Raw genomic sequence first — 25,716 nt, forward strand, 5'->3', positions numbered from 1 at the left:
AAGGGGCGGGGGCGCTTTGACAGGGCGATCCCTTCCGCTCTAGGCTGGGTGGCATAGGGGTCGGCGCGCTTCTGCGCCGATGATGATAAAGCAATAAAAGGGGCCTCGATGGCGACCTCGGACATGGTGACGGCGCAAGCGGGCAAGACCTGGCTTGGCCATCCGCGCGGGCTGTTCCTGCTCTTCTTCGCGGAAATGTGGGAACGTTTTTCCTATTACGGGATGCGCGCCATCCTGATTTTCTACCTGACCAAACATTTCCTCTTCGGCGAAGACAGGGCCTATCTTCTCTACGGCGCCTATACGTCGCTGGTTTACATCACGCCCGTCATCGGCGGCTACCTGGCCGACCGGTTCCTGGGCCCGCGCAAGGCGGTCATGGCGGGCGGCATTTTTATCGCGATCGGCCATTTTCTTATAGCCATCACCGAAGGGCCGGGCGGCCAGCAGCCTTTCTACCTCAACGGCTTCTACCTGGCGCTGGCGAGCATTATCGTGGGCACCGGCTTCCTCAAGGCCAATATCTCCGTCCTGGTGGGCGAACTGTATCCCCGCGACGATCATCGCCGCGATCCCGCCTTCTCCATCTTCTACATGGGGATCAACATGGGCGGGATGCTGGGGCCGATCGTGTGCGGATTGCTGGGCGAGCTGTGGGGCTGGAGCTGGGGCTTCGGCGCGGCGGGCGTGGGCATGCTGCTTGGCCTCGTCATGTTCGTGTGGCTGCGCCCCTGGCTGCTGGGCAAGGGCGAGCCGCCCGCGCCGCAGCAATTGCGCCAGCGCACCGCCGCCGGCCTGACCCAGGAATGGACCATCTATGTCGGCGCGGCGCTGGGCGTCGTCGCCATCTGGCTGGTGATCCGCTATGCCGAACTGCTGGGCTATGCGCTGCTCGGCTTTTCCGCGCTGACGGTGATCTACATCCTGTGGCACACGCTGGGCACGCTGGGGCGGGTCGATCGCGACCGCATGTTCGCCGCCCTGTTCCTGATCGCGCTCAACCCGCTTTTCTGGGGCCTGTTCGAGCAGACCGGATCGTCGCTCAACATCTTCACCGACCGCAATGTCGATCGCGTCATGCTGGGCTGGGAAGTGCCGGCATCGCTGTTCCAGTCGGTGAATTCGGTCTTCATCATCCTGCTGGCGCCGCTTTTCGCCTGGCTGTGGACGATCCTGGACCAGAGGCGGCTGGAGCCGTCATCGCCCGCCAAGTTCGGCATCGGCCTGATCCTGTGCGGCGCGGGCTTCCTGATATTGGTCGCGGGCGCGGCGATGGCGGGGGAGAATCTCACGCCCGTGCTGTTCGTCTTCCTGATCTACCTGTTCCATACCATGGCCGAACTCTGCTTCTCGCCGGTGGGCCTGTCGGCAATGACGCGGCTGTCCGTTTCGTCGATGGTGGGGCTGGTCATGGGCACCTGGTTTCTGGCGATGGCGGCAGGCAATTTCATCGCCGGCCTGATCGCCCGCGCCACCGGCAGCGGCGAGTCGGGCGACGTTACGCAAGTGCTTGACGTCTATACGAAAATAGGCTGGTTTGCGGTGATCGTGGGGGGCGTGGTGCTGCTGCTGTCACCCTTTGTCACGCGCATGATGCATCTCGATAGCATCTCATCGAACGGGGAAGACCAAGCATGAACAAGGGGGGCAGGCTGCTGCTGATCGCAGCGCTGCTGGCGGGGACCGCAGGTCCTGTCGCGGCCAGGAAGGACAAGGACGAAACGCCCGCGTCGCAGGGATCGTCGGCAGAGCCCGAAAATCCCTATCCATCGACCTACCGCCCCTATGGCGGCCGGCCGACGGTGCTGCGCGGCGCGACGATCTTCGACGGGGAGGGCGGGCGCATCGACAATGGCGTGGTCTTCCTGTCGGAGGGCAAGGTCAGCGCGGTCGGCGGGCCCGACACGCCGATCCCCGCCGATGTCGTGGTGATCGACGCACAGGGCAAATATGTGACGCCCGGCGTCATCGACATCCACAGCCACCTGGGCGACTATCCATCGCCCAGCGTGGAGGCGCTGTCGGATGGCAATGAAGCGACATCGCCCGTGACCCCGCATGTCTGGGCCGAACATAGCGTCTGGCCGCAGGACCCGGGCTTTTCCCGCGCGCTCGCCAATGGCGGCGTGACGACGCTGCAGATCCTGCCCGGTTCGGCCAATCTGTTCGGCGGGCGCAGCGTGACGCTCAAGAATGTGCCCGCGCGCACGATGCAGGGGATGAAATTCCCCGACGCGCCGCAGGGCCTCAAAATGGCGTGCGGCGAAAATCCCAAGCGCGTCTATGGCAGCAAGGGCCGCGAACCCAGCACCCGCATGGGCAATATGGCGGTCAACCGCCAGACCTGGATCAAAGCGCGCGAATATCAGAAGAAGCGCGCCGCGGGGAAGGAGCAGACCCGCGATCTTGGCATGGAAACTCTGGCCGATGTGCTGGAGGGCAAGATCATGGTCCACAATCATTGCTACCGCGCCGACGAGATGGCCAACGTCATCGATATGAGCAAGGAGTTCGGCTACAAGGTGTCGACCTTCCACCATGCGGTGGAAAGCTACAAGATCGCCGACCTGCTGCGCGAAAACGGCATCTGTTCGGCGCTGTGGGGCGACTGGTACGGCTTCAAGATGGAAGCCTATGACGGGATCAAGGAAAATATCCCGCTGGTCCACCGAGCGGGCGCCTGCGCCATCATCCACAGCGACGACCAGGACGGCATCCAGCGCCTCAATCAGGAAGCGGCCAAGGCGCTGGGCGCCGGGCGCCGCATGGGCATCGACATCAGTGATGAAGTGGCCTGGACCTGGCTCGCCATCAATCCAGCGCGGGCCATGGGCATCGCCGACCGCACCGGCAGCCTGAAGGTTGGCAAGATGGCGGACGTCGTGCTGTGGAACGGCAATCCGTTCAGCACCTATACGCGCCCGGAAAAGGTGTGGATCGACGGAGCGCTGCTCTATGACGCCTTCGACCCCAAGCGCCGGCCGGTGAGCGATTTCGAACTGGGCCAGATCGGCGCGGGAGACGTGAAATGACGACGAAGCTTCCTCTCTCCCGCTCGGCGGGCGGCATGGCCGCGGCGTTGCTGGCGATGATCGCATCCATGCCCGCGCTGGCGCAGCCGATCGCCATCACCGGCGCGACGCTGGCGATCGGCGACGGTTCGGAGCCAGTGCGCGGGGGCACGGTCGTGATCGACGCGGGCAAGGTCGTGGCGGCGGGCGCAGGCATCGCGGTCCCGGCCGGCGCGAAGGTCATCGACGCGGCGGGCAAATGGGTGACGCCGGGCCTCGTCTCGGGCTTTTCCCGCGTCGGGCTGGCGGAAGTGCCGGCAGTCACCGAAACCAACGACATCAGCGCCAATTCGCCCTTTTCGGCGGCGATCGATGTCGCGCCGGCGATCAACCCGCTCGCCAATCCCATCGCCATCAGCCGCACCGGCGGCGTCACCCGCGCGGTCGTGGCGCCGGCGGCGGCCAGCGGCATCTTCGGCGGGCAGGGCGCGGTGATCGACCTGGGCGCGGACATGAGCCCGATCACCAAGGCGCGCGCCTTCGCATATGTCGAGATGGGCGAAGCGGGCGCGGCCGAAGCCGGCGGCAGCCGCGCGGCGATGATCCTGACGTTCCGGATGATGCTGCGCCAGGCGCAGGATTATGCCAGGGCGCCGGCGAGCTTCGATGGCAATTCCAGGGACGCGTTGCTCAACCGCGTCGATGCCGAAGCGCTCGTGCCCGTCGTCACCGGCGCCATGCCGTTGATGGTGCATGTGGAAAGCGCGCGCGACATAGTGACCGTGCTGTCGCTGCGTCAGGAATTTCCGGCGCTTCGCCTGATCCTGGCAGGGGCGACCGAAGGCTGGATGGTCGCGCCGCAGATCGCGGCGGCCAAGGTGCCGGTCATCACCGCGGGGCTGGAGGATCTGCCGTCCGCCTTCGAAAAGCTGGCCGCGACCCAGAGCAATGTCGGGCGCATGGTGAAGGCTGGCGTGTCCGTCTCCATGGGCATGTTGACGGGTGACGACGCGCTGCAATTGCGGGTTGCGACCCAGCAGGCCGGCAATATGGTGGCGCTGACGAAAGTGCCGGGCGCGACCGGGCTGAGCTGGGGGCAGGCGCTGCGCACCATCACCCTGGCGCCTGCCGAGGCGATGGGCCTGGGCGATCGGCTGGGTTCGCTCCAGCCCGGCAAGGCGGGCGACGTGGTGATCTGGGACGGCGATCCACTGGAAATGACGTCCGCCCCCGTCGCGGTCTGGATTGATGGCGTCGAACAGCCCATGACTGATCGCCAGACGCGCCTGCGCGACCGCTATGCGACCCCCAGCGAAGGCAGCCTGCCCAAGGCCTATGAGTGGTGATCGTCGAGGAGAAGGGGTGCTTCGCGTCCGCCTTTTCCCCAGCGCTATCGGCGCGCGTCGACGGCGCCGGCCCCTATCAGTCGGTCGCGCCCCAGATGTCGCTGGTCTTCACATAGCCGCGCCGGCCCTTGACGTCGAAGGCGCACCATTGGCCGGAGCAGTCCGCCAAGCGCCCAACCACGCCGCGTTCTGCGCGGAAGAGCGTGGCGGAGCTATCGCTGGGCGAACCGTGCAGCGGGGCGACGGCCGAGCGGACGATGGCCGTGGGCGTGTCGCTCAGCAAGCGGACATGCATCCAGCCCTGCGCGCCGTCCGGGTCCTGCACCTTGCGCCACAGGCCCAGCACCTGCACCACCTTCACCGGCAGGTCGCGACGGCGATAGACCCAGTTGGACGGGTAATCGAGGCTGGGGCCGACGCGCATGCGCGCTTCATCATGCGCGATAGAAGCCCAATAAGGCGTCGGCTTGCTCGGAGCGCCCCGGGCCGGGCCGGCCGCGACCGCCGCTCCCACCAGGGCCAGGCCGAACGCATATCCCTTCATGTGAAACCCGCAAATCTTGTCACCCATGGCCGATCCATAACCGCTCGGACGGCGCTGCGACAGTCTTTCCTATGGTCTTTGCCGGCTTATCCGCTTGACCCGCATCGTGCCGGGGAATAGCGCCCGTCGCATGGCTCAAGAACCGCGCAAGATTCCGCCGCGTCCCGCCAAGCCGCGCGTCATCGTCACGCGCCGCCTGCCGCCCGATGTGGAAGCGCGCATGGCCGAATTGTTCGACGCCAGCTTCAACGTCGCCGATGCGCCGATGGATCGCGCGGCAATGGCCCGCGCCATGGCCGAATGCGACGTGCTGGTCCCGACCATCACCGACCAGATCGACGCGGCGCTGATCGCGGGCGCGCCCGATCGGCTGCGGCTGATCGCCAGCTTCGGCAGCGGCGTCGATCATATCGATCTGATCGCCGCGCGGCAGAAGGGGATCATCGTCACCAACACGCCCGGCGTGCTGACCGAGGATACGGCCGACATGACGATGGCGCTGATCCTGTCGGTGCCGCGCCGCCTGGCCGAGGGCGAGAAGCTGGTGCGCGCCGGGCGCTGGCGCGGCTGGAGCCCGTCGGGCATGCTGGGGCACCGGATCGGCGGCAAGCGGCTGGGCATCATCGGCATGGGCCGTATCGGCCGCGCCGTCGCGCGGCGCGCGCGCGCCTTTGGCCTGTCGATCGCCTATCACAATCGTCATCGCCTGCCGTTCGAAGTGGAGCAGGACCTGGAAGCGCAATGGCAGGGCGATCTTGACGCGCTGCTGGCGGAAAGCGACATTTTGTCGATCCATTGCCCGCTCAACGCCGACAGCCGCGGGCTGGTCGACGCGCGGCGGATCGGGCTGCTGCGGCCCGACGCCTATGTCATCAACACGTCCCGCGCCGAGATCATGGACGAGGGCGCGTTGATCAACGCGCTGGAGGAAAGCCGCATCGCCGGTGCGGGGCTGGACGTCTACACCCACGAGCCGGCGGTCGATCCGCGGCTGATGGCGCTCTCCAACGTCGTGCTGCTGCCGCATATGGGATCGGCCACGATCGAGGGGCGGCACGCGACCGGCGCGCGCGTCATCGCCAATATCCGCACCTGGGTCGACGGGCACAGGCCGCCGAACCAGGTGCTGGAAGGCTGGGTCTGACGATCAGGCGGCGGCGACCTGCTGCTTCAGCTGTTCGACCATGGTCAGGCCGTGACGCACCGAATCATGAGCGCGGCGGACCACTGCCTGGGTTTCCGGGTCGATCGCCTCGTCGTTCAACACGCTCTCGAATTCCTCGTTCAGATAATCCTCGCCGCGGTCGATCGCCTGGATGATGGCCTTGTCGCCGCCACCCAGCGCGACATGGATATCCTCGATGCGGCGATGGACAGTGCCCGCGGCCGATCCAAATTCGTTGGGCTTGCCGCCCAGCGCCCGGCTGCGTTCCTGCAGCAGCGCGACGGCCGATTGCCGTTCGGCGGCCAGATCGCGGAAGAGTGTGTCGAAGGCGGGGGACTGTGCCTTGTCCGCGCTATGTTCATAGCCCTTGACGCTGTCGATCAGCGTGGTGATGAGATCGTCAAGCTTGCTGATGACATGATTGTTCATGACCGTCTCCTTGTGATGCGGGTCCGAAACGGTCCTGGCTGCGCTGTGGTTCAACCCGATGCAGCACTTTCAACCCTAATGCGGCGTTAGCCATCCGCGCCATCCGCTACGCGGGCGGAACAAGCCGGGGCATGGCGGGTTGGGAAGGCATTCTCACACCTGCATCAAGGACTTGTCTCATGATCAAGCTGGCCATCATCTCCCTGGTCATCGCCGCCGTGCTGGCGCTGCTGGGCTTTGGCGGCGCGGCCGGCACGTTCGTCGGCATCGCCAAGATCCTCTTCTTCATCGCGCTCGCGGTCTTCGTCGTCTTCCTGGTGCTCGGCATCCTGGCGGGCAAGGGCGTCAAGGACGCGATCGACTGACGGCGATGACCGAAGTCGGCGCTGGGGTGGATGAAACCGGCAGGCTGGTGCGCGACGCCGCCGGCTTCCTGCTCCAGCGCGATGGCGGCGGCAGCTATCGGCTCGTGCTGCTCCGCGTGCCTGTCGACCATGTCGAAAAGCGGGTGCGGGTGCGCGGCATCTATGCCGGCGACGGCGTGGTCGAAGCTGACGGCGTCGCAGCGGCCTGACGCCTTAAAGCCAAGTCCACTCGATTGTGGGCTTGCCAAATTGTCACGGGCGCGCGAACCATTGCGTCCATGCGCAAGATTCTATCCCTAAGCCTCACGCCCGTGTTTCTCGCCGCCGCGCCCTTGGCCGCGCAGGCGCCTGCCGCCGCGACGCCACAGGCGCAACTGGCGCGGGTGATAGAGGATCACTGGGACTGGTATCTGTCGACCCATCCGGTCGAAGCGACCGCGCGCGGCGTGCGCGACTATGATGATCGCATTTCCGACATGTCGCTGGCTGCCCGAGACGCGCAGATCGCGGCGGAAAAGCAGTTCGTTCGCCGGCTGGAGGCGGTGCCCGAACAGGGGCTGGATGCCACGGATCGGGTCAACCGCAAGGTGCTGCTGTGGATGCTGCGCGACGATATCGACGGCGACCGGCATCCGGCCGAGCGGCTGATGCTCTTCACCACCTATTATGGCTGGCATCAGGGTTTTTCGGGCATGGCCGATGGCCTGCCCTTCTATAATCGCGCCGATTATGAGAGCTATCTGAAGCGCCTCGCCCTCTATCCGAAGATGAATGGCGATGCGCTCGCGATCACGCGCCAGGCGATCGCCGGCGGCTATGTCCAACCCTGTTCGGTGCTGCAGAATTACGCCGGCACGATCAGCGGCATCGTGGCGGGCGAGCCGCGCGAGACGCGCTTCTACGAACCCTTCAAGCGCGCCAAGCCGCGCGACATCAGCGATGCCGACTGGGCGGCGATGCAGGCGCGGGCGGTGACGCTGATCCGCGACGTGCTGACCCCCGAATATCGCAAATGGCACGAGCTGTTCGTGACCAATTATCTGCCCCATTGCCGCAAGAGCGACAGCGCATCGTCGCTGCCCGGCGGCGCGGCCTGGTATGCGAGCCGAGTGAAGGCGCACACCACCACCGACCTGACGCCCGACCAAATCCACCAGATCGGGCTGGACGAGGTGGCGCGCATCGGCAAGCGCATGGACGCGATCGCGGCGAAGGCCGGCTATCCCAGCCGCGCCGCCTATATCCAGCATCTGCGGACCGATCCTTCCTACTATGCCCAGACGCCCGAGGAACTGCTGCGCGTCGCGGCGCGGCAGGCCAAGACGATCGACGGGCTGCTGCCGCGCTATTTCGGCACGCTGCCGCGCCTGCCCTATGGTCTCAAGCCCATTCCGGCGGCGGAAGCGGAAGGCACGACGACCGCTTATTACGGCCCCGGCGCGCCGGAGTCCGGCATTTCGGGCACCTATTGGGTCAATACATCGAAGCTGGACCAGCGGCCCGTCTGGGAATTGCCGGCGCTCACCGCGCATGAAGCGGTGCCGGGCCATCATAACCAGATCGCCCTGCAGCAGGAATTGCCGCTGCCGCCCTTCCGCAAATATCTCGCCGGCTTCACCGCCTATGTCGAAGGCTGGGCGCTCTACACCGAGTTCCTGGGCGAGGAAATGGGCCTTTATGACACGCCCGAAAAGATGATGGGGCGCCTGTCCTACGAAATGTGGCGCGCCTGCCGGCTGGTGGTGGACACCGGAATTCACGCCAAGGGATGGGACAAGGCCAAAGCGGTCGCCTTCATGAAGACGAACAGCGCCTTGTCCGACGCCAATATCGACGCGGAAGTGAACCGCTATATCAGCTGGCCCGGCCAGGCGCTGGGCTACAAGCTGGGGGAGATCAAGATCCGCGAGTTGCGCACGAAGGCGGAGGCGGCGCTGGGCCCTAGGTTCGACCTGCGCCGCTTCCATGACGCGGTCCTAGCCCAGGGCGCAGTGCCGCTGACGGTGCTGGAGCAGCAGATCGACGCCTGGATCGCACAGGAAAAGGCCCGGTAGGGCGCCGTCAAGCGATCGGCAGGCGCTCCAGTCCCATCCGCTGGCCGGGAGAGCCCGACCAGCCGCGATGCGCAAGATCGATGGGCAGCGCCGTGTCGCAGCAGGCGCATTGCGCGACCACGCGCCCGACCAGCCATTGCCGCTCGCCACAGGCGGGGCAGGGCGTGGCGCGACCGGGGCGATAGACGAGCAGCGCGGCGACGGCGTCGTTGGTGGATCCCGGAACAAGCGTCGGCATGGTGGTGTTCCCCCTCATGATCCCCTGCCAAACGCAGGCCAAAGCCGTTGTTTCCTCTTGCGAATCGTTAGCAGGGAAAATCGCGTTTTCGCCAGCAGAACCGCTATTTTGTCCATTTGACACCGCCGCCCCTTTCTGTATGGCGCTGCACCATCGGGACATACCTGCTTCGACCACCGGTTGAGGCGCATCCCTGGCCCTGCCGTCCAGTCCGTTCGCTGTCCGGCGAGGTTCTGGTGGAATCGCGTCATCCTCTGGCGGAGCGCCACGCGAGGAGACGCACATCTTATGACCGCCATCGGACAGGACACGCTGGGCACCCGCGACATGATGAATGTCGGCGGCAAGGACATCGCCTATTATTCCTTCAAGAAGGCCGCTGCGAAGCTTGGAGACGTTTCGCGCCTGCCTTTCTCGATGAAGGTGCTGCTGGAAAATCTGCTGCGCTTCGAAGATGGCGTGACCGTCACCACCGATGACATCCAGGCGATCGTCGACTGGCAGAAGGATCGCGGCCAGGCGCAGCGCGAAATCCAGTATCGCCCCGCCCGCGTGCTGATGCAGGATTTCACCGGCGTGCCCTGCGTGGTCGATCTGGCCGCGATGCGCGACGCGATGACCGCGCTGGGCGCCGATGCCGCCAAGATCAACCCCCAGGTTCCCGTTCACCTCGTCATCGACCATAGCGTCATGGTCGACGAATTCGGCACCCCCCAGGCGTTCGAACAGAATGTCGAGATCGAATATCAGCGCAACATGGAGCGCTACGACTTCCTGAAGTGGGGCAGCAAGAGCCTGGCCAATTTCTACGCCGTGCCCCCGGGCACCGGCATCTGCCACCAGGTGAACCTGGAAAATATCGCGCAGGCTGTCTGGTCGAGCGAAGGGCCGGACGGCGTCACCGTCGCCTATCCGGACACCTGCGTCGGCACCGACAGCCACACTACCATGGTCAATGGCCTGGGCGTGCTGGGCTGGGGTGTGGGCGGCATCGAGGCGGAGGCCGCGATGCTGGGCCAGCCGGTGTCCATGCTGATCCCCGAAGTCGTGGGCTTCAAGTTCACCGGTGAACTGAAGGAAGGCGTGACCGCGACCGACCTGGTTCTCACCTGCACCCAGATGCTGCGCGCGCGCGGCGTGGTTGGCCGTTTCGTCGAATATTTCGGTCCGGGCCTTGCCACCCTGTCACTCGCCGATCGTGCCACGCTCGCCAACATGGCGCCCGAATATGGCGCCACCTGCGGCTTCTTCGGCATCGACGACAAGACGCTCGACTATATGCGCCTTACCGGCCGCACGGACGAGAATATTGCGCTGGTCGAAGCCTATGCCAAGGAGCAGGGCTTCTGGATCGATCCGTCGGTCGAGCCGGTCTTCACCGACACGCTGGAGCTGGACCTGTCGACGGTCGTCCCCAGCCTGGCCGGCCCCAAGCGCCCGCAGGACCGCGTGTCGCTCCCCGAGGTCGATGACGTCTTCAACGCCGACATGGAAAAGACCTACAAGAAGGCGCAGCAGCGCGTTCCGGTGGAAGGCAAGGATTTCGACATTGGCGACGGCGACGTCACCATCGCCGCGATCACCAGCTGCACCAACACGTCGAACCCTGGCGTCCTGGTCGCTGCGGGCCTGGTCGCCAAGAAGGCGAACGAGCTGGGCCTGAAGCCCAAGCCTTGGGTCAAGACCAGCCTTGCGCCCGGCAGCCAGGTTGTCACCGACTATCTGGAAAAGGCGGGGCTCCAGTCGCATCTCGACGCGATCGGCTTCAACCTGGTCGGCTATGGCTGCACCACCTGCATCGGCAACTCCGGCCCGCTCGCCGAACCGATCAGCAAGGCGATCAACGACAATGGCCTGGTTGCCGCTGCCGTCATTTCCGGCAATCGCAATTTCGAAGGCCGCGTGTCGCCCGACGTGCGCGCCAACTTCCTCGCTTCGCCGCCGCTGGTCGTCGCCTATGCGCTCAAGGGCACGGTGGTCGAAGACTTCATCACCACGCCGATCGGCACCAGCAAGGATGGCGCGGCCGTCTATCTGAAGGACATTTGGCCCAGCAATGACGAAGTCGCGACCGTCATGGCCGGCTGCATGGACCGCCAGATGTTCCAGGCCCGCTACGCCAATGTCTACAAGGGCGACGCTCATTGGCAGGCGATCGAGGTGACGGGGTCCGACACCTATCAGTGGCGCGCCGGGTCGACCTATGTCGCCAACCCGCCCTATTTCGAGGGCATGTCCATGACCCCCGAAGCGGTCACCGACATCGTCGGCGCCATGCCGCTCGCCATTTTCGGCGACTCGATCACCACTGACCACATCTCGCCGGCTGGTTCGATCAAGGTCGACAGCCCGGCGGGCAAGTGGCTGATGGAGCATCAGGTCAGCAAGGCGGACTTCAACAGCTATGGCGCGCGTCGCGGCCATCACGAAGTCATGATGCGCGGCACCTTCGCCAATATCCGCATCAAGAACCAGATGCTGGACGGCGTCGAAGGCGGCATGACCAGCTACAAGGGCGAAGTCATGCCGATCTATGACGCGGCGATGAAGCACAAGGCCGACGGCACGCCGCTGGTCGTCATCGGCGGCAAGGAATATGGCACCGGATCGTCGCGCGACTGGGCGGCCAAGGGCACCAACCTGCTGGGGGTGCGCGCCGTGATCGTCGAAAGCTTCGAGCGCATTCACCGTTCGAACCTGGTCGGCATGGGCGTGCTGCCGCTGCAGTTCAAGAATGGCGAGAGCCGCGAGACGCTGGGCCTCAAGGGCGACGACAGCTTCACCATCGAAGGTGTCGCCGATCTCAAGCCCCGCCAGGATGTCGAGGTGAAGGTGACCCGCGCCGACGGTTCGACCTTCAGCTTCACCGCGCTTTGCCGCATCGATACCGTCAACGAACTGGAATATTTCCTGAACGGCGGCATCCTGCAATATGTGCTGCGCAAGCTCGCCGCCTGATCGGGCGACGGGTTGAATGGCAAAGGGCTTCTCCCCGGCGGGAGGGGCCCTTTTTCTCGCCCTCAAGGCGCTGGAAAGCTGTTGCGTGGAGGAAAATTTTTAGCCAGCCTTGCGGCGGGGTGGATGGAGGAGTCGCGCGATGATCATTCGAGCCGCAGCCTTGGTCGCCATGATGATGCTCGCCGCTCAGTCGGCAGGCGCGCAGCAGGAATCCGAAGCCGCAAATGGCGCGCCCTATCGGGCGTCGTCGCAAGCCCGGAACAGCGCCGACAGACTGGGTACCGAATCCAGCACCAGGGATATGCTTCCCCCGGCTGATCGCGCGCAGGCGGTGGCGATGATGCAGCGCTTTGCACAATGCGTTGTTGCGGGCGATCCGACGACGGCCAGGCAACTGCTGGCGCTGGCTCCAGCTTCTTCCGAAGAGCAGGCTCTGTTGAATGCCATAGCCAAGCGGCGCGCCAACTGCCTGCAGCAGGGCAAGCTGCGGATGAAGGGCAACTGGATGCGCGGGGCGATCGCCGAACAACTCTATTTGCGCGCCTATCCCAAGCCGATCGAGGCGGCGGCGACGCCGAACGCGCCGCTGACCGCGCGAGCGGATGCGCAGAAATGGCCCTATCAAGCCTATGCCGATTGTATCGTTGCGCGCAACGCGCCGGCGGCGGACGCGATGCTGCGCGCCGAACCCGGCAGCGCCGCGGAAAAGTCCGCCTTGCAGCAGACCATGCCGACGCTGTCGTCCTGCCTCGCCGGCGGCAAGGACAGCAAGCTGGCGATCGATCGCACGATGCTGCGCGGCTATCTGGCCGAATCGCTCTATGCCCAGCGCTCGCCCGCAGGCTGAGCGCTCAAGGCGGATAGGCTGTGGTGGAGAAGGGCCGCGCGGCCGGCTTGGTCGCCCATGACATGTTCGGCGTCGCCTGCATGGTGAAGCGCAGTTCGCCGCCCGCGCGGATTTCCGCGTCGGTGATCGTGCTGCGCTCCAGCGGCCTGCCGTTCAGTGTGACGCGGCCGACATAGCGGTTCGCGTCGGACAGCGCGTCCGCAACGATAGTGAAACGCGCTCCGCCCGGCAGCGTCATCTCCGCCCGGTCGACGAAGGGGCGGCCGATCACATATTCGTTGCTGCCCGGCGCGACGGGATAGAAGCCCAGCGCCGTGAACACCAGCCAGGCGGACATCTGGCCCAGATCGTCATTGCCGGCCAGGCCATCGGGCGTCGGCTTATACTGGCTGTCCACGATCTGCTTCAGCCGCTCCTGCGTGCGCCAGGGACGGCCGGCATAGCTGTAGAGATAGGCGACATGGTGGCTGGGTTCGTTGCCGTGAATATATTGACCGATGAGGCCGGCAATATCCTCGGCATGGCTATAGTCGATCTTGCTGTTGTCATAGTCGAACATGGCGTCGAGCTTGGCCACGGCCTTGGCATCGCCGCCCAGCAGGCGGAATAGCCCGCCCTGATCGTGCGGCATGAACCAGCTATATTGCCAGGCATTGCCCTCCGTATAGTCGCTGCCATAGTTGATCGCCGTCGGGTCGAAGGGCGTGCGGAAGCTGCCATCGGCTTTGCGCGCGCGCAGGAATCCGGTCTTGGGATCGAAGCTGTTGCGCCAGTTCTGCGCCCGCTTTTCGAACCGCGCTGCGATGGCGGCTTCGCCCAGCTGCCTGGCGAGGCGCGCAATGGTCCAGTCGTCATAGGCATATTCGACCGTCTTGGACGCGGCTTCCGGTTCGCGATCGATCGGCACATAGCCCAGCTTCATATAGTCGCCAAGGCCGCCATAGGGGGCGTAGTCGGCGCTGGCGACCATGGTTCTGAGCGCTGCGGCGCAATCGATGCCCTTGATGCCTTTCAGGCACGCATCGGCGATGACCGGCACGGCATGATAGCCGATCATCGTCCAGGTTTCCTTGCCGGCGAACTGCCAGACGGGAAGGATGCCAAAGGGACTCATGACCTGGCCGAGTAGCAGCGAGTTGACGAAGTCGGCGTTGCGCTGTTCCGGCTGGATCAGGGTCAGCAATGGATGTTCGGCGCGGAACGTGTCCCATAGCGAGAAGGTCGAATATTTGGTGGTCTTGTCATCAGCATGGACCTGATCGTCCGGCCCGCGCCAGCGTCCATCTGCATCGCTCCACACGTTCGGCGCCATCAGGCTGTGATAGAGGGCGGTGTAGACATTGGTCCGCATCGGCTTGGGCGCGTCGATCTTCACTCTGCCCAGCGCCCCGCTCCAGGCGGCGCGGGTCCGGGCCCGGATCGCGTCGAAATCCCCCGGCTCGCTGCCCAGGTTCGCGATCGCGCCATCCTCGTCCACGCCCGACAGCGCGACCTTGACCTCCAGCGGTTTCCCCAGCGCGCCGAAATCGAACTGCGCCACCAGCGCGCGGCCGGACAGGGAATCCAGCGTTTCGGGGCCGCGGCCCGGCCCCTTGAACCCCTTGTAGAGGATATTCTCTTCCGTGCTGACGAGCTTGTGGCCTGTCACCGGCGCGGAAAAGCGCATGGCGAAGAAAATGCGGCGTGGGCTCGCCCAGCCGCGCACCTCGCGCGATCCGGTGATCGTGCCATCGGGCCGGATCCGCACTGACGACCACAGAATTTTGCCGGGATAATCATAGATGATGCTGCGCAGGTCGATCAGCAGATGCGCCGCCTTGCCGGCCGGGAAGGCGTAGCGGTGGACGCCGACGCGCGTTCCCGCGGTCATTTCAGCCCGCACGCCGGGGTCGGTCAGCGTCACCGCGTAATAGCCCGGCCTCGCCGTCTCATCGGCCTTGTGCGAGCGGAAGCCCGGTGTTGTCGCGTCGCCCGCCTGCAGCGGCACCGCATCCCCGCTGACCGGCATGACCAGAAAATCGCCCAGGTCGCTATGGCCCGCGCCCGAAAAATGCGTGTGGGAAAATCCCAATATCACCGGGTCCTCATGGCGATAGCCCGCCGCCCAGTCATAGGTTTCCCGCGCCGCGCCGACATGCGTGTCCGGCGACAGCTGCACCATGCCGAAGGGCGCGACCGCGCCGGGGAAAGTATGGCCTTCGCCGCTGGTCCCGATGAAGGGATCGACGGCGTCGACCGGATCGGATGCGGGCTGCTGGGCGGAGAGGGCGGTGCTGGCGAGCAGTCCGGCCGCGACGGCCAGGCGGGTGAGGCGGATCAACATGGTTTGCGGTTAAATCATGCCGGTAAGGGCACGCCAAGCGCTTAGCGCTTGATCTCTCCTCTTGGCTGCGGTTTACTCCGACAAATGAAGAGGATGCATCTGGAGACGAGCCGGCGTACGCTGCTGGCGGGCGGCGTGGCTGGCGGTGTGGCGGGATTGGCGGCGGCTGGCGCGGCGCGCGCGGCTCCGCAAAGCGGGCGGGAGGAGGCGGCAGTGCTGGCGCCGCGCCCGCCCATGGGCTGGAACAGCTGGAACAGCTTCGCCACCACCATCACCGAAGCGCAGGCGCGCGAAACCGCGCGCATCATGGCGGACAAGCTGCTGCCCTTCGGCTATGACATCTTCACCGTCGACATCCAATGGTATGAGCCCGAAGCGTCGAGCTATACCTATAATGCCAAGCCCCGGCCCGCGATGGATGCTCATGGCCGGATGATCCCCGCGCCCAATCGCTTCCCCTCCAGCGCAGGCGGCCAGGGCTTCGCGCCGCTGGCGCAGGCGGTGCATGCGCTGGGACTCAAATTCGGCATCCACGTCATGCGCGGCATCCCGCGCGCGGCGGTGGAAGCGAACCTGCCGATCCTGGGCACCGGTCTTCGCGCCGCCGACATCGCCGACCGGACCAGCATCTGTTCATGGAACTCGGACATGTATGGCGTGGACATGGCCCGGCCCGGCGCGCAGGCCTATTATGACAGCATCTTCCGCCTCTATGCCGACTGGGGCGTCGATTTCGTCAAGATGGACGATATGAGCCGCCCCTATGACGCGCACGCCGCGGAGATCGAGGCGGCGCACAAGGCGATACAGGCGACCGGCCGTCCCATCATCCTCAGCCTCTCCCCTGGCGAAACGCCGGTGATCCGGGGCGATCATGTCCGCAACCATGCGCAGATGTGGCGCATCTCCGATGATTTCTGGGACGAATGGCCGATGCTGGAGGCGCAGTTCACGCGCCTGGAAAACTGGACGCCCTGGCGGGGACCCGGAAGCTGGCCAGACGCCGACATGCTGCCGCTCGGCCGGCTGGCGCTGGGCGAACGGGATACGCGCTTCACCCCCGATGAGCAGCGCACGCTGATGACGCTGTGGGCGATCGCGCGCTCGCCGCTCATCATGGGTGGAGACCTGCGCCATCTCGACGCCGCGACGCTGGCGCTGCTCACCAACCGCGAGGTGATCGCGGTCAATCAGGCCAGCCGCGACAACCGCCCGCATTTCATCGAGGATGGCATGCGCATCTGGTCCGCCGTGGCGGAGGACGGTGGCGGCCGGTATCTGGCGCTGTTCAACACCGGCGACAAGGCGCGCGAGGTCGGCATCGGTCTCGACGCGCTCGGCCTCAGCCGACCCGTCGCCGTGCGCGACCTGTGGGCCGGCAGGGCGCTGGGGTCACAGGCGAAGCGCGTCGCCGCCGACCTGCCGCCGCATGGCGCCGCGCTCTATCGGCTGAGCTGAACCGGCAGGGGGCCGGCTTACTGCCTGGCCCCAACGCTCTTGTCGCGGATCGCCTTGAACTCGGACCCCGGCTTCCATTCCGGCCAGCGCGTGGACGTGGCGAGGTCGCGGCCGATGTCCAGCATCAGGTCGACGTCCTGCGCCGCGCCTTCCAGGTCCCAGCTGTCGTCCACCGCGTCGCACGCCTGATGATAGCATTTGCCTGTATAGGCATCGACCCAGGCCTGCCCGGCGGTCCGGCCGCCCTCCACCAGGTCCGACGCGCCGGCAATGCCCATCATCAGCAGCACGGGGACGCCGCGCTTCGCCATGGAAAAATGGTCCGCGCGGTAGAACAGCCCGCGTTCGGGCAGGCTTTCCTGCGTGACGACGCGGCCCTGCCGCGCGGCGAAGCGGGCGAGATCGTCCTCCAGCGTGCCTTGCCCCTTGCCGACCAGGATCACGTCCTTGGCCTTGCCGGCGGTCTGCAATATGTCGATGGTGAGGTTCGCGACCGTCTTGTCGAGCGGGTAGACCGGGTTCAGCGCATAATGTTCGGAGCCCAGCAAGCCCCGCTCCTCGGCCGTCCAGGCGGCGAACAGGATCGACCGGTCGGGCGCCGGCGCGGCCTTGAACGCGCTGGCGATCTCGAACATCGCGGCGATGCCCAGCGCGTCGTCATTGGCGCCGGCGCGGTAGATGCGGCCCTGCGCATCGGGCTCGCCCTTGCCATAGGCGTCCCAGTGCGCGCCGTACATGATCGTTTCGTCGGGGCGTTTGGCGCCGGGAATGCGGGCCAGGACATTGGCGCTCTGCACCACTTCCTGCGTCACGGGAAAGCTGGCGGAGAAGGTCGCGCCCTTCAACTCGACCGGCTTGAACGCCGCTGACCGCGCCTGTTTGCACAAGGCCGCCAAATCCTGGCCCGCGCCGGCGAACAATGCCCTGGCCGCGTCGCCCGCGATCCAGCCCTGCAATTGCAGGCTGGTCAGCCTGTCGGCGGGTCGCACCAAGTCGTAATTCTCGCCGCCCGGGCTTTTCACCACGTTCCAGCCATAGCCCGCACCCGGCGTGTCATGCACGATCAGCGCGCCGATCGCGCCGCGTCGCGCCGCCTCCTCGAACTTATACGTCCAGCGGCCATAATAGGTCATGGTCTTGCCGCCGAACTTGCCGGCCGCGTCCTCGCCCTTCGCCGCCTCGAAATCGGGATCGTTGACCAGGAAGACGGCGACCTTGCCCTTGAGGTCCACGCCCTTGAAATCGTCCCAGCCGCGTTCAGGCGCGGAGACGCCATAGCCGACGAACACCATCGGCGCCTTGTCGATGCCGACTATGTCCCTGGGCTGCAATGTCGAGACATAGACATTCTCGCCGAAGGTCCAGGGCGTCGTTGCGCCGCCTTGCGTCACGGCCAGCTGCGTGGGCGTGCCCAGCCGCGTGTGGAGCAGCGGCACGGTCTGCACCCATTGGCCGTCGGGGCCGCCGGGCTCCAGCCCCAGCGCCTGGAACCGGCCGACCAGATAGCCGATCGTCCGTTCCTCGCCGATGGTGCCGGGCGCGCGTCCCTGAAACAGGTCGGACGCCAGCGTGCGGACCGAGCTTTCCAGCTGGTCGGGCGCGATCGTCTGGGCCTGGAGGGCGGCGGGGAGGATCGGGGCGGCGGCGAGGCTCAGGGCCAGGAGCAGGGTGCGAACAGTCATGTCGCCTGCCTTAACCCCGTGCCCGCGCAGGGGGAAGGGTTTCTAGAATTCGGTTTCCAGCTCGATCATCTCGTCGGGCTCGCGCCGCGCGGCGTTGATCCATTCGCGCATCAGCGGCCAGCTGTTGACCGTTTCGCAATAGGCGGCCGATGTCGGGCTCACCGCGACGGCGTAGGTCAAAAAGCGCTGCACCACTGGCGCGAACATGGCGTCGGCGACGGTCGGCGACGCGCCGAACAGCCACGGGCCGCCGTAGCTGTCCAAACATTCCGACCAGATCGTCTCGACCCGCTCGATATCGGGGCGTGCGCCGGGGAAGACCGGGAAGCGGTCGTGCCGCACCTTCAGGTTCATCGGCAGGGCCGAGCGCAGATTGGCGAAACCCGAATGGATTTCCCCCGACACCGACCGGCAATGGGCGCGGACGATGCGATCGGCGGGATACATGCCGGCCTGCGGATACAGCTCGTGGAGATATTCCGCGATCGCCAGCGTGTCCCACACGCTCGCCCCTTCATGCGTCAGGCGCGGCACCAGCACCGATGGCGAGAGCAGCAGCAACTCCGCGCGATTGTCCGGATCGTCGAGCGCGATCATTTTTTCGCTGACGGCGAGCCCCGCCAGACGACAAAGCAGCCATCCCCGCAAAGACCAGGAAGAATAATTGCGGCTAGAAAGAGTGAGTTGCGCGTTGGCCATGACTTCCCTCTCGCTCTGTTCCTTTAGCTCACATTTATGATGATGCAGCGCAACAGAAATTGCCTGTATAGCGTTTCATCAAGGAACCGATTCGGGTCTCAGGTTCAGTATAAGGCATAATTTACGTCATGCGGATGCTCTACAGTGGTTATCAGGCCTGGAACGACATGCTGGCCCCCGCGCGGCTGGGCGCTGAATGGGCGCTGAGCCTGCGCCATACGATGGGGCCGATGGCGGACTGGGCGATGCCGCGCCGCATGTTTGCGTTGATGGACGTGTTCCAGGGCGCGAAGCTGACCCACAAGCGCCCTGCCTATGACATCCGCACCGTGCAGAGCGGCAATGCCGAAGTGGCTGTGCGCGAGGAAATCGCGCTGGAGCTGCCGTTCGGCGACCTGCTCCATTTCGCCAAGGACGAAGTGGAGGTGGAACAGCCGCGCGTGCTGGTGGTCGCGCCCATGTCGGGCCATTTCTCCACCCTGCTGCGCAGCACGGTCGCAACATTGCTGCGCGACCATGATGTCTACATCACCGACTGGAAAAATGCGCGGGACGTGCCGCTGTCGGCAGGGCGGTTCGGTTTCGACGACTATGTCGACTATGTGATCCGCTTCCTGCAGGAACTGGGGGAGGGCGCGCATCTCGTTTCGGTGTGCCAGCCCTGCGTGCCCGCGATGGCGGCGGTGTCGCTGATGTCGGAGGATCAGGACAAGGCGACGCCGCGGTCGATGACGCTGATGGGCGGGCCGATCGATCCCAATGCCGCGCCGACGGTGGTCAACGACCTTGCCAATGAAAAGCCGATCAAATGGTTCGAGGAGAATCTGATCTCCGTCGTGCCCTTCCGCTATGCCGGGCGCGGCCGGGAAGTCTATCCGGGCTTCCTTCAGCTGTCGGCTTTCATGTCGATGAACATGGAGCGCCATGGGGCCCAGCATCGCGAGCTCTACCAGCTGCTGGCCGATGGCAATGAAGGCGGCGCGGACAAGATCAAGAGCTTCTACCAGGAATATTTCGCCGTGCTCGACATGACGAAGGAATTTTACCTGGAAACCGTCGACATGGTGTTCCAGCGGACCTTGCTGTCCAAGGGCCAGCTGACCGTGCGCGGTCGCCCGATCAATCCGGGCGCGATCCGCAAGACGGCGCTGCTGACGGTCGAAGGCGAACGGGACGATGTCTGCGCCGTGGGGCAGACGTCCGCCGCGCACGCGCTGTGCACGGGCCTGCGCCCGCATCTCAAGCGCCATCATCTTCAGCCCGGCGTTGGCCATTATGGCGTCTTTTCCGGCAGCAAATGGGAAAAGCAGGTCTATCCGCAAGTGCGGAACATGATCCTGGCGATGAACTGAGCCGCGGTTTCGGGGGATGCGGGCCGCCGCTACGGCACAGGCGAATGCCGGCTTCCTGCGCGGCTGAGTAGGCGGCATGACGCTCGATCCGCTCTACATCCTCTGCGCGATCATCGCCGTCGTCATTTCCGGTCTGGCGAAGGGCGGGTTCGCCGGCGTGGGCGCCCTCGCCATGCCGATCATGGCGCTGGGTGTCGATCCCATACGCGGTGCGGCGATCCTGCTGCCGATCCTGATCCTGCAGGACGCGGTCAGCGTCTGGGCCTATCGCCGCAGCTGGGACGGGGGCATTTTGAAGGTGATGCTGCCCGGCGCCGCCGTCGGCATCGCGCTGGGCTGGCTGTTCGCGGCCCAAGTGTCGGAAGTGGCGGTGCTGGGCGTGCTGGGCGCAATTTCGGTGCTGTTCGGATTGCAGCGGCTTTGGGTCGAGCGCGGCAAGGCCGTGACCTTGCCCTCCAATTCGCCGGCCTGGGTCGGCTTCCTGTTCGGCATCGCCAGCGGCTTCACCAGCCAGATCGCCCATGCCGGGTCGCCGCCTTTCCAGATGTGGGTGCTGCCCAAGAAGCTGTCGCGCGACATGCTGGTGGGCACCACCGCCTTCGCCTTTGCGGCGATGAACTGGATGAAGGTGCCGGCCTATGCCGCGCTGGGGCAGTTCACGGCCAACAATCTCACCGCGACCGCGCTGCTCGCCCCGGTGGCGATCGTCTCGACCTTCGCGGGCGTCGCGCTGGTGCGGCGCGTGGACGCCGCCCGCTTTTACACGCTGATCTACGTGCTGATGATCCTGCTCGGCCTCAAGCTGGTGGCGGACGCCATCATGGGCTGAGCCTCTCCTGCGGGAGCGGACCGCAGTGCCGCCCCCGCAAGTCCAGGCCAACCTTCAGCTGCGCTACTGCCGTCGCAGGAACAAGGCCGCTTATTCCTTCTCGCGCTTCTTGCGATGGGTATCGAGGTCGAGGACGGTGGTGTCCAGCCCCTCGGGCAACAGGCCCAGCCGCCGCGCCACTTCCTGATAGGCTTCCACTTCGCCGCCCAGGTCGCGGCGGAACCGGTCCTTGTCCAGCTTCTCATTGGTCGCCATGTCCCACAGGCGACAGCCGTCGGGGCTGATTTCGTCGGCCAGGATGATGCGGCTGTAATCGCCGTCATACAGGCGGCCGAATTCCAGCTTGAAGTCGATCAGGCGGATGCCGATGCCGGCGAACAGGCCGCACAGGAAATCGTTCACGCGGATCGCCATGTCGGCGATGTCGTGCATTTCATCCTGCGTCGCCCAGCCGAAGCAGGCGATATGCTCTTCGGACACCAGCGGGTCGCCCAGCGCGTCGTCCTTGTAGCAATATTCGATCAGCGTGCGGGGCAGTTGCGTGCCTTCCTCGATCCCCAGCTTCTTGGAGAGCGACCCGGCCGCGACATTGCGCACCACGACCTCGATCGGCACGATCTCGACCTGGCGGATCAGCTGCTCGCGCATGTTGAGGCGGCGGATGAAATGGGTAGGCACGCCGATCTGGCCGAGCAGGGTGAAGATATGCTCGGAAATCCGGTTGTTGAGCACGCCCTTGCCGGAAATTGTGCCCTTTTTCTGCGCGTTGAAGGCGGTGGCGTCATCCTTGAAATATTGGATGATCGTGCCGGGCTCCGGGCCTTCATAGAGGATCTTAGCCTTGCCTTCGTAAATCTGGCGGCGACGGGCCATGCGCGTTCCTGACCTTTTTTCAAAAACAATGCGCCCCGGCAAACGCGAATCGGAAAGGATCAGCGGGTGCCGGGGCTGCTCGCGCAGGCCTTTAGAACAAAGTCCGCCCTGGTGCAATTGGCGGGGCGGCGCGCGCCAGATGCTAGAGCACGTCGCCGAACATGAACCACAGCAGCGCCAGCCAGGCGACCAGCCCCACGGTGCCGATGATCACGCCCAATCGCGCCTGTATCGCCGGCCAGAGGCCGCTCGCCCGTTCGTCATCGTGCCGCTGCATCGCCAACGCCTAGCCGGCAGTGAGCGCGGGCTCAACTGGCCGCGGGGGCTTTGGCGCCCGGCTCTGCGGTCGTGGCGTCGTCCGCCACCTCTTCCGGCCGCTCGGCAGCGGTCAGCCGATCGGTGAAGGTCTGCCGCCACCAGCTGACATCCTGCTGCTCGACGCTATCCATCATCGCTCGCCAGCGCCGCTTGCGCTCATCCAGCGGCATCGCCAGCGCGCGGTTGATCGCGTCGGACATTTCCTCGCTGCTATAGGGGTTGATAAGGAGCGCGTCGCGCAGCTGGACCGCCGCGCCCGCGAAGCGCGACAGCACCAGCACGCCGGGGTCCTCCGGATCCTGCGCCGCGACATATTCCTTCGCCACCAGGTTCATGCCGTCGCGCAGCGGCGTCACCAGCCCGATCCGCGCCGCACGGTAGATGCCGGCCAGCTTGTCGCGGGGATAGCCCTGGTTGACGTAGCGGATCGGCGTCCAGTCGACATCGCTATATTCGCCGTTGATCCGCCCGGCGAGCGAATCCAGCGTGGCGCGAATCTGCTGGTAGCTTTCCACTTCGCCGCGCGACGGCGGCGCGATCTGGGTCAGCACGACCTGGCGATGATGTTCGGGATGGTCTTTCAGGAATCGCGAGAAGCCGTTGAACCGCTCCTCCAGCCCCTTGCTATAGTCCAGTCGATCGACACCGACGATCAGCGATCGATCCTGCAGCGAGGCGCGGACCTGCGCATGCATGTCGCTGGCCGCTTCGCTGACGGCCGCGTCGGCGAATTCCTGCGCATTGATGCCGATCGGGCAGGCGATCGCCTGGATCGTGCGATCGCCCACGGTAACGAAGTCGCCATCGACCTTGCCGCCCATTTCCTTTTCCACATAGTGGCGGAAGGATTCGAGCCACTCCTCAGTGTGGAAGCCCACCACGTCATAGGCGAAGAGCGAGCTTACCAGCTTGGTGTGGTGCGGCAGCGACACCAGCAGGCGCGTGGGCGGCCAGGGGATGTGCAGGAAGAATCCCATCCGGTTCTTGAGCCCGCGATCGCGCAGCATCTGCCCAAGCGGGATCATGTGATAGTCATGGACCCAGATGATGTCGTCGGGCTCGATCAGCGGACTCGCAGTCTCCGCGAACCGCTTGTTGACGCGATTATAGCCGCCTTCGAAATCGCGCGCGTATTCTGCCAGGTCGATGCGAAAATGGAAGAGCGGCCACAGCGTCTTGTTGGCGTAGCCATTATAATATTCGTCGACATCCTGTTCTTCCAGGTCGATCGTCGCGGTCTTGACCCCATCATATTCGGCAAAGCCGATATGGCCGGTGAAATTGTCCGTCACTTCGCCCGACCAGCCGACCCAGATGCCGCGGCTTTCGCGCAGCGCCTGGGACAGGGCGACAGCCAGCCCGCCCTGATTGCCGGTCTTGCTGGGACGACTGACCCGGTTGGAAATGATGATCAGGCGGCTCATCGCATCGCGCTCCACGGTTTGCTCAGCAAGACGGCGCAGTTGATGATGCCGACCAATGAGTAGGTTTGGGGATAATTGCCCCATAATTCCCCGGTGACGGGGTCGATATCTTCCGACAAGAGGCCCGCGGCGGTGCGGCGGGACAGCATTTCCTCGAACAGTTCGCGCGCTTCGGCGGTGCGGCCGGTGCGGTGCAGCGCCTCGATCAGCCAGAAGGTGCAGACGTTGAACGCCGTCACCGGCTCGCCGAAATCATCCGGCGCGCTATAGCGCAGCATGTTGTTGCCGCGCCGCAGGTCCGCTTCGAGCGCTGCGAGCGTGCCGATGAACTTGGGGTCCTCGGCGGTCAGGAAGCGCAGGTCGAGCAACTGCAGCAGGGATGCGTCGCGCGAATCATCTTCGAAATTGGCGGAAATGGCGTGGCTGTCGGTGCGCCACGCCGCCTCCAGGATGCGCGCCTTCATCGTTTCCGCGCGATTTTGCCAATAGGCCTCCCGCATGTCGAGGCCCAGCGCACTGGCCGCATGGGCCAGGCGATCGCACGCCGCCCAGCACATGACCGCGCTATAGCTGTGGACATGAGCGCGCGTGCGCAATTCCCACAGGCCGGCGTCCGGCTGGTCATAGACCTGCCAGGCGCGCTCGCCCACCGCCTCCAGCGCCTCGAAATCGGCATGGCCGGCCATGCGCAGCAACCGCTGGTCGATGAAGCCCTGCACCGACGACAGCACGATCTGGCCATAGGCGTCATGCTGGATCTGTTCATAGGCGGCGTTGCCCACGCGCACCGGTCCCATGCCGCGATAGCCCGGCAGGCTTTCCGCTTCCCATTCGGTCAGCGTCGCATTGCCGCGCACATCGTAAAGCGGCTGGATATGCCCGCCCCGGGCGCCATCGACGATATTGCGCAGATAGACGAGATAGGATTCCAGCACGTCGAGCGCGCCCAGCCGGTTCAGCGCCTCGACCGTATAATAAGCGTCGCGGATCCAGCAGTAGCGATAGTCCCAGTTGCGGCCGCTGTCGGCATGTTCGGGAATCGACGTGGTAAGCGCCGCGACGATCGCGCCGGTTTCCTCATGCTGGCAAAGCTTCAGAGTAATGGCGGAGCGAATGACCGCTTCCTGCCATTCGGCCGGGATGGCGAGCCCGCGCACCCAGATCTGCCATTCCAGGATGGTATCGTCCAGCATCCGCTCGATCGCCGGACGCAGCGCGTCGGAAAAGCCTTCGTCCGGTCCCATGAAGAAATGCATGTCCGCTTCCAGCCGGAACCAGCTTTCCTGGCTGATCAGGCCGATCGGCGCATTGGTCGACACGCGCATCGCCATATAGGACAGGACCATGCGGATATGGTTGGAGCCGTAGCTGACCGGCACCTTTTCCGCGTTCCAGCTGGTCGTCGGGCGCAGCCGCACGCGAATGCGCGGGCTGCCCGCCACCGGACGCACGATCCGCACGAAAGCGACCGGCCGGTACATCCGCCCCTTGTGCCGATGGCGCGGGCAGAAATCATAGGTTTCGATCGCATTGCCCTGCGCGTCGCGCTGGCGCGTCACCAGTATGGGCGTGTTGCGGATATAATGTTGTTCGACTGCGACGACATTTTCCAGCTCGATTGCCCAAAAGCCCCGCGCCTCCGGATCCTCCCAGCCTTGATGATCGAGCAGGGCGGAAAAGACCGGGTCGCCATCCACTCGGGGGACGCAGGCCCAGACCATCCGACCCGCGCGGTCGATCAGCGCGGACGCCTGGCAGTTGCCGATGGGCCAGAGGTCGAGCGTCTGCTCGTTGCCGGTTG

The 25,716-nt window shown here is 65.3% G+C and carries 22 protein-coding genes; 12 read left to right on the forward strand and 10 right to left on the reverse strand.

The window, feature by feature from the left end:
• Nucleotides 1-108: 108 nt before the first annotated feature.
• Genes ACGGKE_RS01395 through ACGGKE_RS01405 form a run of 3 tightly spaced genes read left to right on the forward strand, consistent with a single transcriptional unit; the run spans nt 109 to nt 4,357 of the window.
• Complete coding sequence (locus ACGGKE_RS01395; protein WP_394439423.1) at nt 109-1,638, forward strand: peptide MFS transporter; 1,530 nt, start codon at nt 109-111, stop codon at nt 1,636-1,638.
• Complete coding sequence (locus ACGGKE_RS01400) at nt 1,635-3,032, forward strand: amidohydrolase (protein ID WP_394439425.1); 1,398 nt, start codon at nt 1,635-1,637, stop codon at nt 3,030-3,032. The genes ACGGKE_RS01395 and ACGGKE_RS01400 overlap by 4 nt, the downstream gene beginning before the upstream one ends.
• Complete coding sequence (locus ACGGKE_RS01405; protein ID WP_394439427.1) at nt 3,029-4,357, forward strand: amidohydrolase family protein; 1,329 nt, start codon at nt 3,029-3,031, stop codon at nt 4,355-4,357. Before ACGGKE_RS01400 ends, ACGGKE_RS01405 begins: the two co-directional genes overlap by 4 nt.
• A 76-nt stretch (nt 4,358-4,433) precedes the next feature.
• On the opposite strand, the gene ACGGKE_RS01410 is transcribed toward ACGGKE_RS01405, so the two are convergent.
• Nucleotides 4,434-4,928: an SH3 domain-containing protein gene (locus ACGGKE_RS01410; protein ID WP_394439429.1), complete on the reverse strand. Its 495-nt coding sequence runs from the start codon at nt 4,926-4,928 to the stop codon at nt 4,434-4,436.
• 103 nt (nt 4,929-5,031) lie between these two features.
• Here ACGGKE_RS01410 and ACGGKE_RS01415 point away from each other — a divergent pair, with 103 nt between their 5' ends.
• The gene (locus ACGGKE_RS01415) at nt 5,032-6,045 is read left to right on the forward strand and encodes a 2-hydroxyacid dehydrogenase (RefSeq protein WP_394439431.1); all 1,014 of its coding nucleotides are present in this window, start codon (nt 5,032-5,034) and stop codon (nt 6,043-6,045) included.
• 3 nt (nt 6,046-6,048) lie between these two features.
• Here the strand turns inward: ACGGKE_RS01415 and ACGGKE_RS01420 are convergent, their stop codons facing one another.
• The gene (locus ACGGKE_RS01420; protein ID WP_394439433.1) at nt 6,049-6,495 is read right to left on the reverse strand and encodes a PA2169 family four-helix-bundle protein; all 447 of its coding nucleotides are present in this window, start codon (nt 6,493-6,495) and stop codon (nt 6,049-6,051) included.
• Between the two features lie 179 nt (nt 6,496-6,674).
• Here ACGGKE_RS01420 and ACGGKE_RS01425 point away from each other — a divergent pair, with 179 nt between their 5' ends.
• The 3 genes from ACGGKE_RS01425 to ACGGKE_RS01435 all read left to right on the forward strand — a co-directional run bounded on the left by ACGGKE_RS01425 (nt 6,675) and on the right by ACGGKE_RS01435 (nt 8,914).
• Nucleotides 6,675-6,860 carry a DUF1328 domain-containing protein gene (locus ACGGKE_RS01425; protein ID WP_009821964.1) on the forward strand — a complete coding sequence of 62 codons (186 nt, stop codon included), beginning with the start codon at nt 6,675-6,677 and terminating at the stop codon, nt 6,858-6,860.
• A 5-nt stretch (nt 6,861-6,865) separates the two neighbouring features.
• Nucleotides 6,866-7,069, forward strand: coding sequence for a DUF5818 domain-containing protein (locus tag ACGGKE_RS01430; protein ID WP_394439436.1), 204 nt, complete (start codon nt 6,866-6,868; stop codon nt 7,067-7,069).
• A 69-nt stretch (nt 7,070-7,138) separates the two neighbouring features.
• Nucleotides 7,139-8,914, forward strand: a complete 1,776-nt coding sequence (locus ACGGKE_RS01435) for a DUF885 domain-containing protein (protein WP_394439438.1) — start codon at nt 7,139-7,141, stop codon at nt 8,912-8,914.
• A 7-nt stretch (nt 8,915-8,921) separates the two neighbouring features.
• On the opposite strand, the gene ACGGKE_RS01440 is transcribed toward ACGGKE_RS01435, so the two are convergent.
• A complete protein-coding gene (locus ACGGKE_RS01440; RefSeq protein WP_394439440.1) occupies nt 8,922-9,152 on the reverse strand; it encodes a hypothetical protein in 231 nt (76 codons plus the stop codon).
• Between the two features lie 288 nt (nt 9,153-9,440).
• Here ACGGKE_RS01440 and acnA point away from each other — a divergent pair, with 288 nt between their 5' ends.
• Both acnA and ACGGKE_RS01450 read left to right on the forward strand, forming a co-directional pair.
• Nucleotides 9,441-12,110, forward strand: coding sequence for an aconitate hydratase AcnA (gene acnA, locus ACGGKE_RS01445; protein WP_394439442.1), 2,670 nt, complete (start codon nt 9,441-9,443; stop codon nt 12,108-12,110).
• Between the two features lie 139 nt (nt 12,111-12,249).
• Nucleotides 12,250-12,957, forward strand: a complete 708-nt coding sequence (locus ACGGKE_RS01450; protein ID WP_394439444.1) for a hypothetical protein — start codon at nt 12,250-12,252, stop codon at nt 12,955-12,957.
• 4 nt (nt 12,958-12,961) lie between these two features.
• Here ACGGKE_RS01450 and ACGGKE_RS01455 read toward each other — a convergent pair whose 3' ends face one another.
• Nucleotides 12,962-15,280 (reverse strand): GH92 family glycosyl hydrolase, encoded by a 2,319-nt coding sequence (locus tag ACGGKE_RS01455; protein ID WP_394439445.1) that lies wholly within the window; start codon nt 15,278-15,280, stop codon nt 12,962-12,964.
• A 93-nt stretch (nt 15,281-15,373) separates the two neighbouring features.
• Between ACGGKE_RS01455 and ACGGKE_RS01460 the strand changes: the two genes are divergently transcribed.
• The gene (locus tag ACGGKE_RS01460) at nt 15,374-16,738 is read left to right on the forward strand and encodes a glycoside hydrolase family 27 protein (protein ID WP_394441667.1); all 1,365 of its coding nucleotides are present in this window, start codon (nt 15,374-15,376) and stop codon (nt 16,736-16,738) included.
• Nucleotides 16,739-16,755: 17 nt separating this feature from the next.
• Here the strand turns inward: ACGGKE_RS01460 and ACGGKE_RS01465 are convergent, their stop codons facing one another.
• Nucleotides 16,756-18,420 (reverse strand): M28 family metallopeptidase, encoded by a 1,665-nt coding sequence (locus tag ACGGKE_RS01465; RefSeq protein WP_394439447.1) that lies wholly within the window; start codon nt 18,418-18,420, stop codon nt 16,756-16,758.
• A gap of 42 nt (nt 18,421-18,462) precedes the next feature.
• Nucleotides 18,463-19,119, reverse strand: coding sequence for a glutathione S-transferase (locus tag ACGGKE_RS01470; protein WP_394439448.1), 657 nt, complete (start codon nt 19,117-19,119; stop codon nt 18,463-18,465).
• A gap of 128 nt (nt 19,120-19,247) precedes the next feature.
• Here ACGGKE_RS01470 and ACGGKE_RS01475 point away from each other — a divergent pair, with 128 nt between their 5' ends.
• Nucleotides 19,248-20,471 (forward strand): polyhydroxyalkanoate depolymerase, encoded by a 1,224-nt coding sequence (locus tag ACGGKE_RS01475; protein ID WP_394439449.1) that lies wholly within the window; start codon nt 19,248-19,250, stop codon nt 20,469-20,471.
• Nucleotides 20,472-20,547: 76 nt separating this feature from the next.
• Nucleotides 20,548-21,300, forward strand: coding sequence for a sulfite exporter TauE/SafE family protein (locus ACGGKE_RS01480; protein WP_394439450.1), 753 nt, complete (start codon nt 20,548-20,550; stop codon nt 21,298-21,300).
• A gap of 90 nt (nt 21,301-21,390) precedes the next feature.
• On the opposite strand, the gene purC is transcribed toward ACGGKE_RS01480, so the two are convergent.
• The 4 genes from purC to ACGGKE_RS01500 all read right to left on the reverse strand — a co-directional run bounded on the left by purC (nt 21,391) and on the right by ACGGKE_RS01500 (nt 25,681).
• A complete protein-coding gene (gene purC, locus ACGGKE_RS01485) occupies nt 21,391-22,173 on the reverse strand; it encodes a phosphoribosylaminoimidazolesuccinocarboxamide synthase (RefSeq protein WP_228166910.1) in 783 nt (260 codons plus the stop codon).
• 142 nt (nt 22,174-22,315) lie between these two features.
• Nucleotides 22,316-22,450: a hypothetical protein gene (locus ACGGKE_RS01490; RefSeq protein WP_394439451.1), complete on the reverse strand. Its 135-nt coding sequence runs from the start codon at nt 22,448-22,450 to the stop codon at nt 22,316-22,318.
• 31 nt (nt 22,451-22,481) lie between these two features.
• Nucleotides 22,482-23,915 (reverse strand): alpha,alpha-trehalose-phosphate synthase (UDP-forming), encoded by a 1,434-nt coding sequence (gene otsA / locus ACGGKE_RS01495; protein WP_394439453.1) that lies wholly within the window; start codon nt 23,913-23,915, stop codon nt 22,482-22,484.
• Nucleotides 23,912-25,681 carry a glycoside hydrolase family 15 protein gene (locus ACGGKE_RS01500; RefSeq protein WP_394441670.1) on the reverse strand — a complete coding sequence of 590 codons (1,770 nt, stop codon included), beginning with the start codon at nt 25,679-25,681 and terminating at the stop codon, nt 23,912-23,914. Before ACGGKE_RS01500 ends, otsA begins: the two co-directional genes overlap by 4 nt.
• Between the last annotated feature and the right edge of the window lie 35 nt (nt 25,682-25,716).

Origin of the sequence: Sphingobium naphthae, from assembly GCF_043589935.1 — a bacterium.
In the GTDB taxonomy this organism is placed as follows: domain Bacteria; phylum Pseudomonadota; class Alphaproteobacteria; order Sphingomonadales; family Sphingomonadaceae; genus Sphingobium; species Sphingobium naphthae_A.

Coding starts and splice junctions, on each gene's coding strand:
- ACGGKE_RS01395 (WP_394439423.1), top strand. CDS start 109: ATGGCGACCTCGGACATGGTGACGGCGCAAGCGGGCAAGACCTGGCTT.
- ACGGKE_RS01400 (WP_394439425.1), top strand. CDS start 1,635: ATGAACAAGGGGGGCAGGCTGCTGCTGATCGCAGCGCTGCTGGCGGGG.
- ACGGKE_RS01405 (WP_394439427.1), top strand. CDS start 3,029: ATGACGACGAAGCTTCCTCTCTCCCGCTCGGCGGGCGGCATGGCCGCG.
- ACGGKE_RS01410 (WP_394439429.1), bottom strand. CDS start 4,928: ATGGGTGACAAGATTTGCGGGTTTCACATGAAGGGATATGCGTTCGGC.
- ACGGKE_RS01415 (WP_394439431.1), top strand. CDS start 5,032: ATGGCTCAAGAACCGCGCAAGATTCCGCCGCGTCCCGCCAAGCCGCGC.
- ACGGKE_RS01420 (WP_394439433.1), bottom strand. CDS start 6,495: ATGAACAATCATGTCATCAGCAAGCTTGACGATCTCATCACCACGCTG.
- ACGGKE_RS01425 (WP_009821964.1), top strand. CDS start 6,675: ATGATCAAGCTGGCCATCATCTCCCTGGTCATCGCCGCCGTGCTGGCG.
- ACGGKE_RS01430 (WP_394439436.1), top strand. CDS start 6,866: ATGACCGAAGTCGGCGCTGGGGTGGATGAAACCGGCAGGCTGGTGCGC.
- ACGGKE_RS01435 (WP_394439438.1), top strand. CDS start 7,139: ATGCGCAAGATTCTATCCCTAAGCCTCACGCCCGTGTTTCTCGCCGCC.
- ACGGKE_RS01440 (WP_394439440.1), bottom strand. CDS start 9,152: ATGCCGACGCTTGTTCCGGGATCCACCAACGACGCCGTCGCCGCGCTG.
- acnA (WP_394439442.1), top strand. CDS start 9,441: ATGACCGCCATCGGACAGGACACGCTGGGCACCCGCGACATGATGAAT.
- ACGGKE_RS01450 (WP_394439444.1), top strand. CDS start 12,250: ATGATCATTCGAGCCGCAGCCTTGGTCGCCATGATGATGCTCGCCGCT.
- ACGGKE_RS01455 (WP_394439445.1), bottom strand. CDS start 15,280: ATGTTGATCCGCCTCACCCGCCTGGCCGTCGCGGCCGGACTGCTCGCC.
- ACGGKE_RS01460 (WP_394441667.1), top strand. CDS start 15,374: ATGCATCTGGAGACGAGCCGGCGTACGCTGCTGGCGGGCGGCGTGGCT.
- ACGGKE_RS01465 (WP_394439447.1), bottom strand. CDS start 18,420: ATGACTGTTCGCACCCTGCTCCTGGCCCTGAGCCTCGCCGCCGCCCCG.
- ACGGKE_RS01470 (WP_394439448.1), bottom strand. CDS start 19,119: ATGGCCAACGCGCAACTCACTCTTTCTAGCCGCAATTATTCTTCCTGG.
- ACGGKE_RS01475 (WP_394439449.1), top strand. CDS start 19,248: ATGCGGATGCTCTACAGTGGTTATCAGGCCTGGAACGACATGCTGGCC.
- ACGGKE_RS01480 (WP_394439450.1), top strand. CDS start 20,548: ATGACGCTCGATCCGCTCTACATCCTCTGCGCGATCATCGCCGTCGTC.
- purC (WP_228166910.1), bottom strand. CDS start 22,173: ATGGCCCGTCGCCGCCAGATTTACGAAGGCAAGGCTAAGATCCTCTAT.
- ACGGKE_RS01490 (WP_394439451.1), bottom strand. CDS start 22,450: ATGCAGCGGCACGATGACGAACGGGCGAGCGGCCTCTGGCCGGCGATA.
- otsA (WP_394439453.1), bottom strand. CDS start 23,915: ATGAGCCGCCTGATCATCATTTCCAACCGGGTCAGTCGTCCCAGCAAG.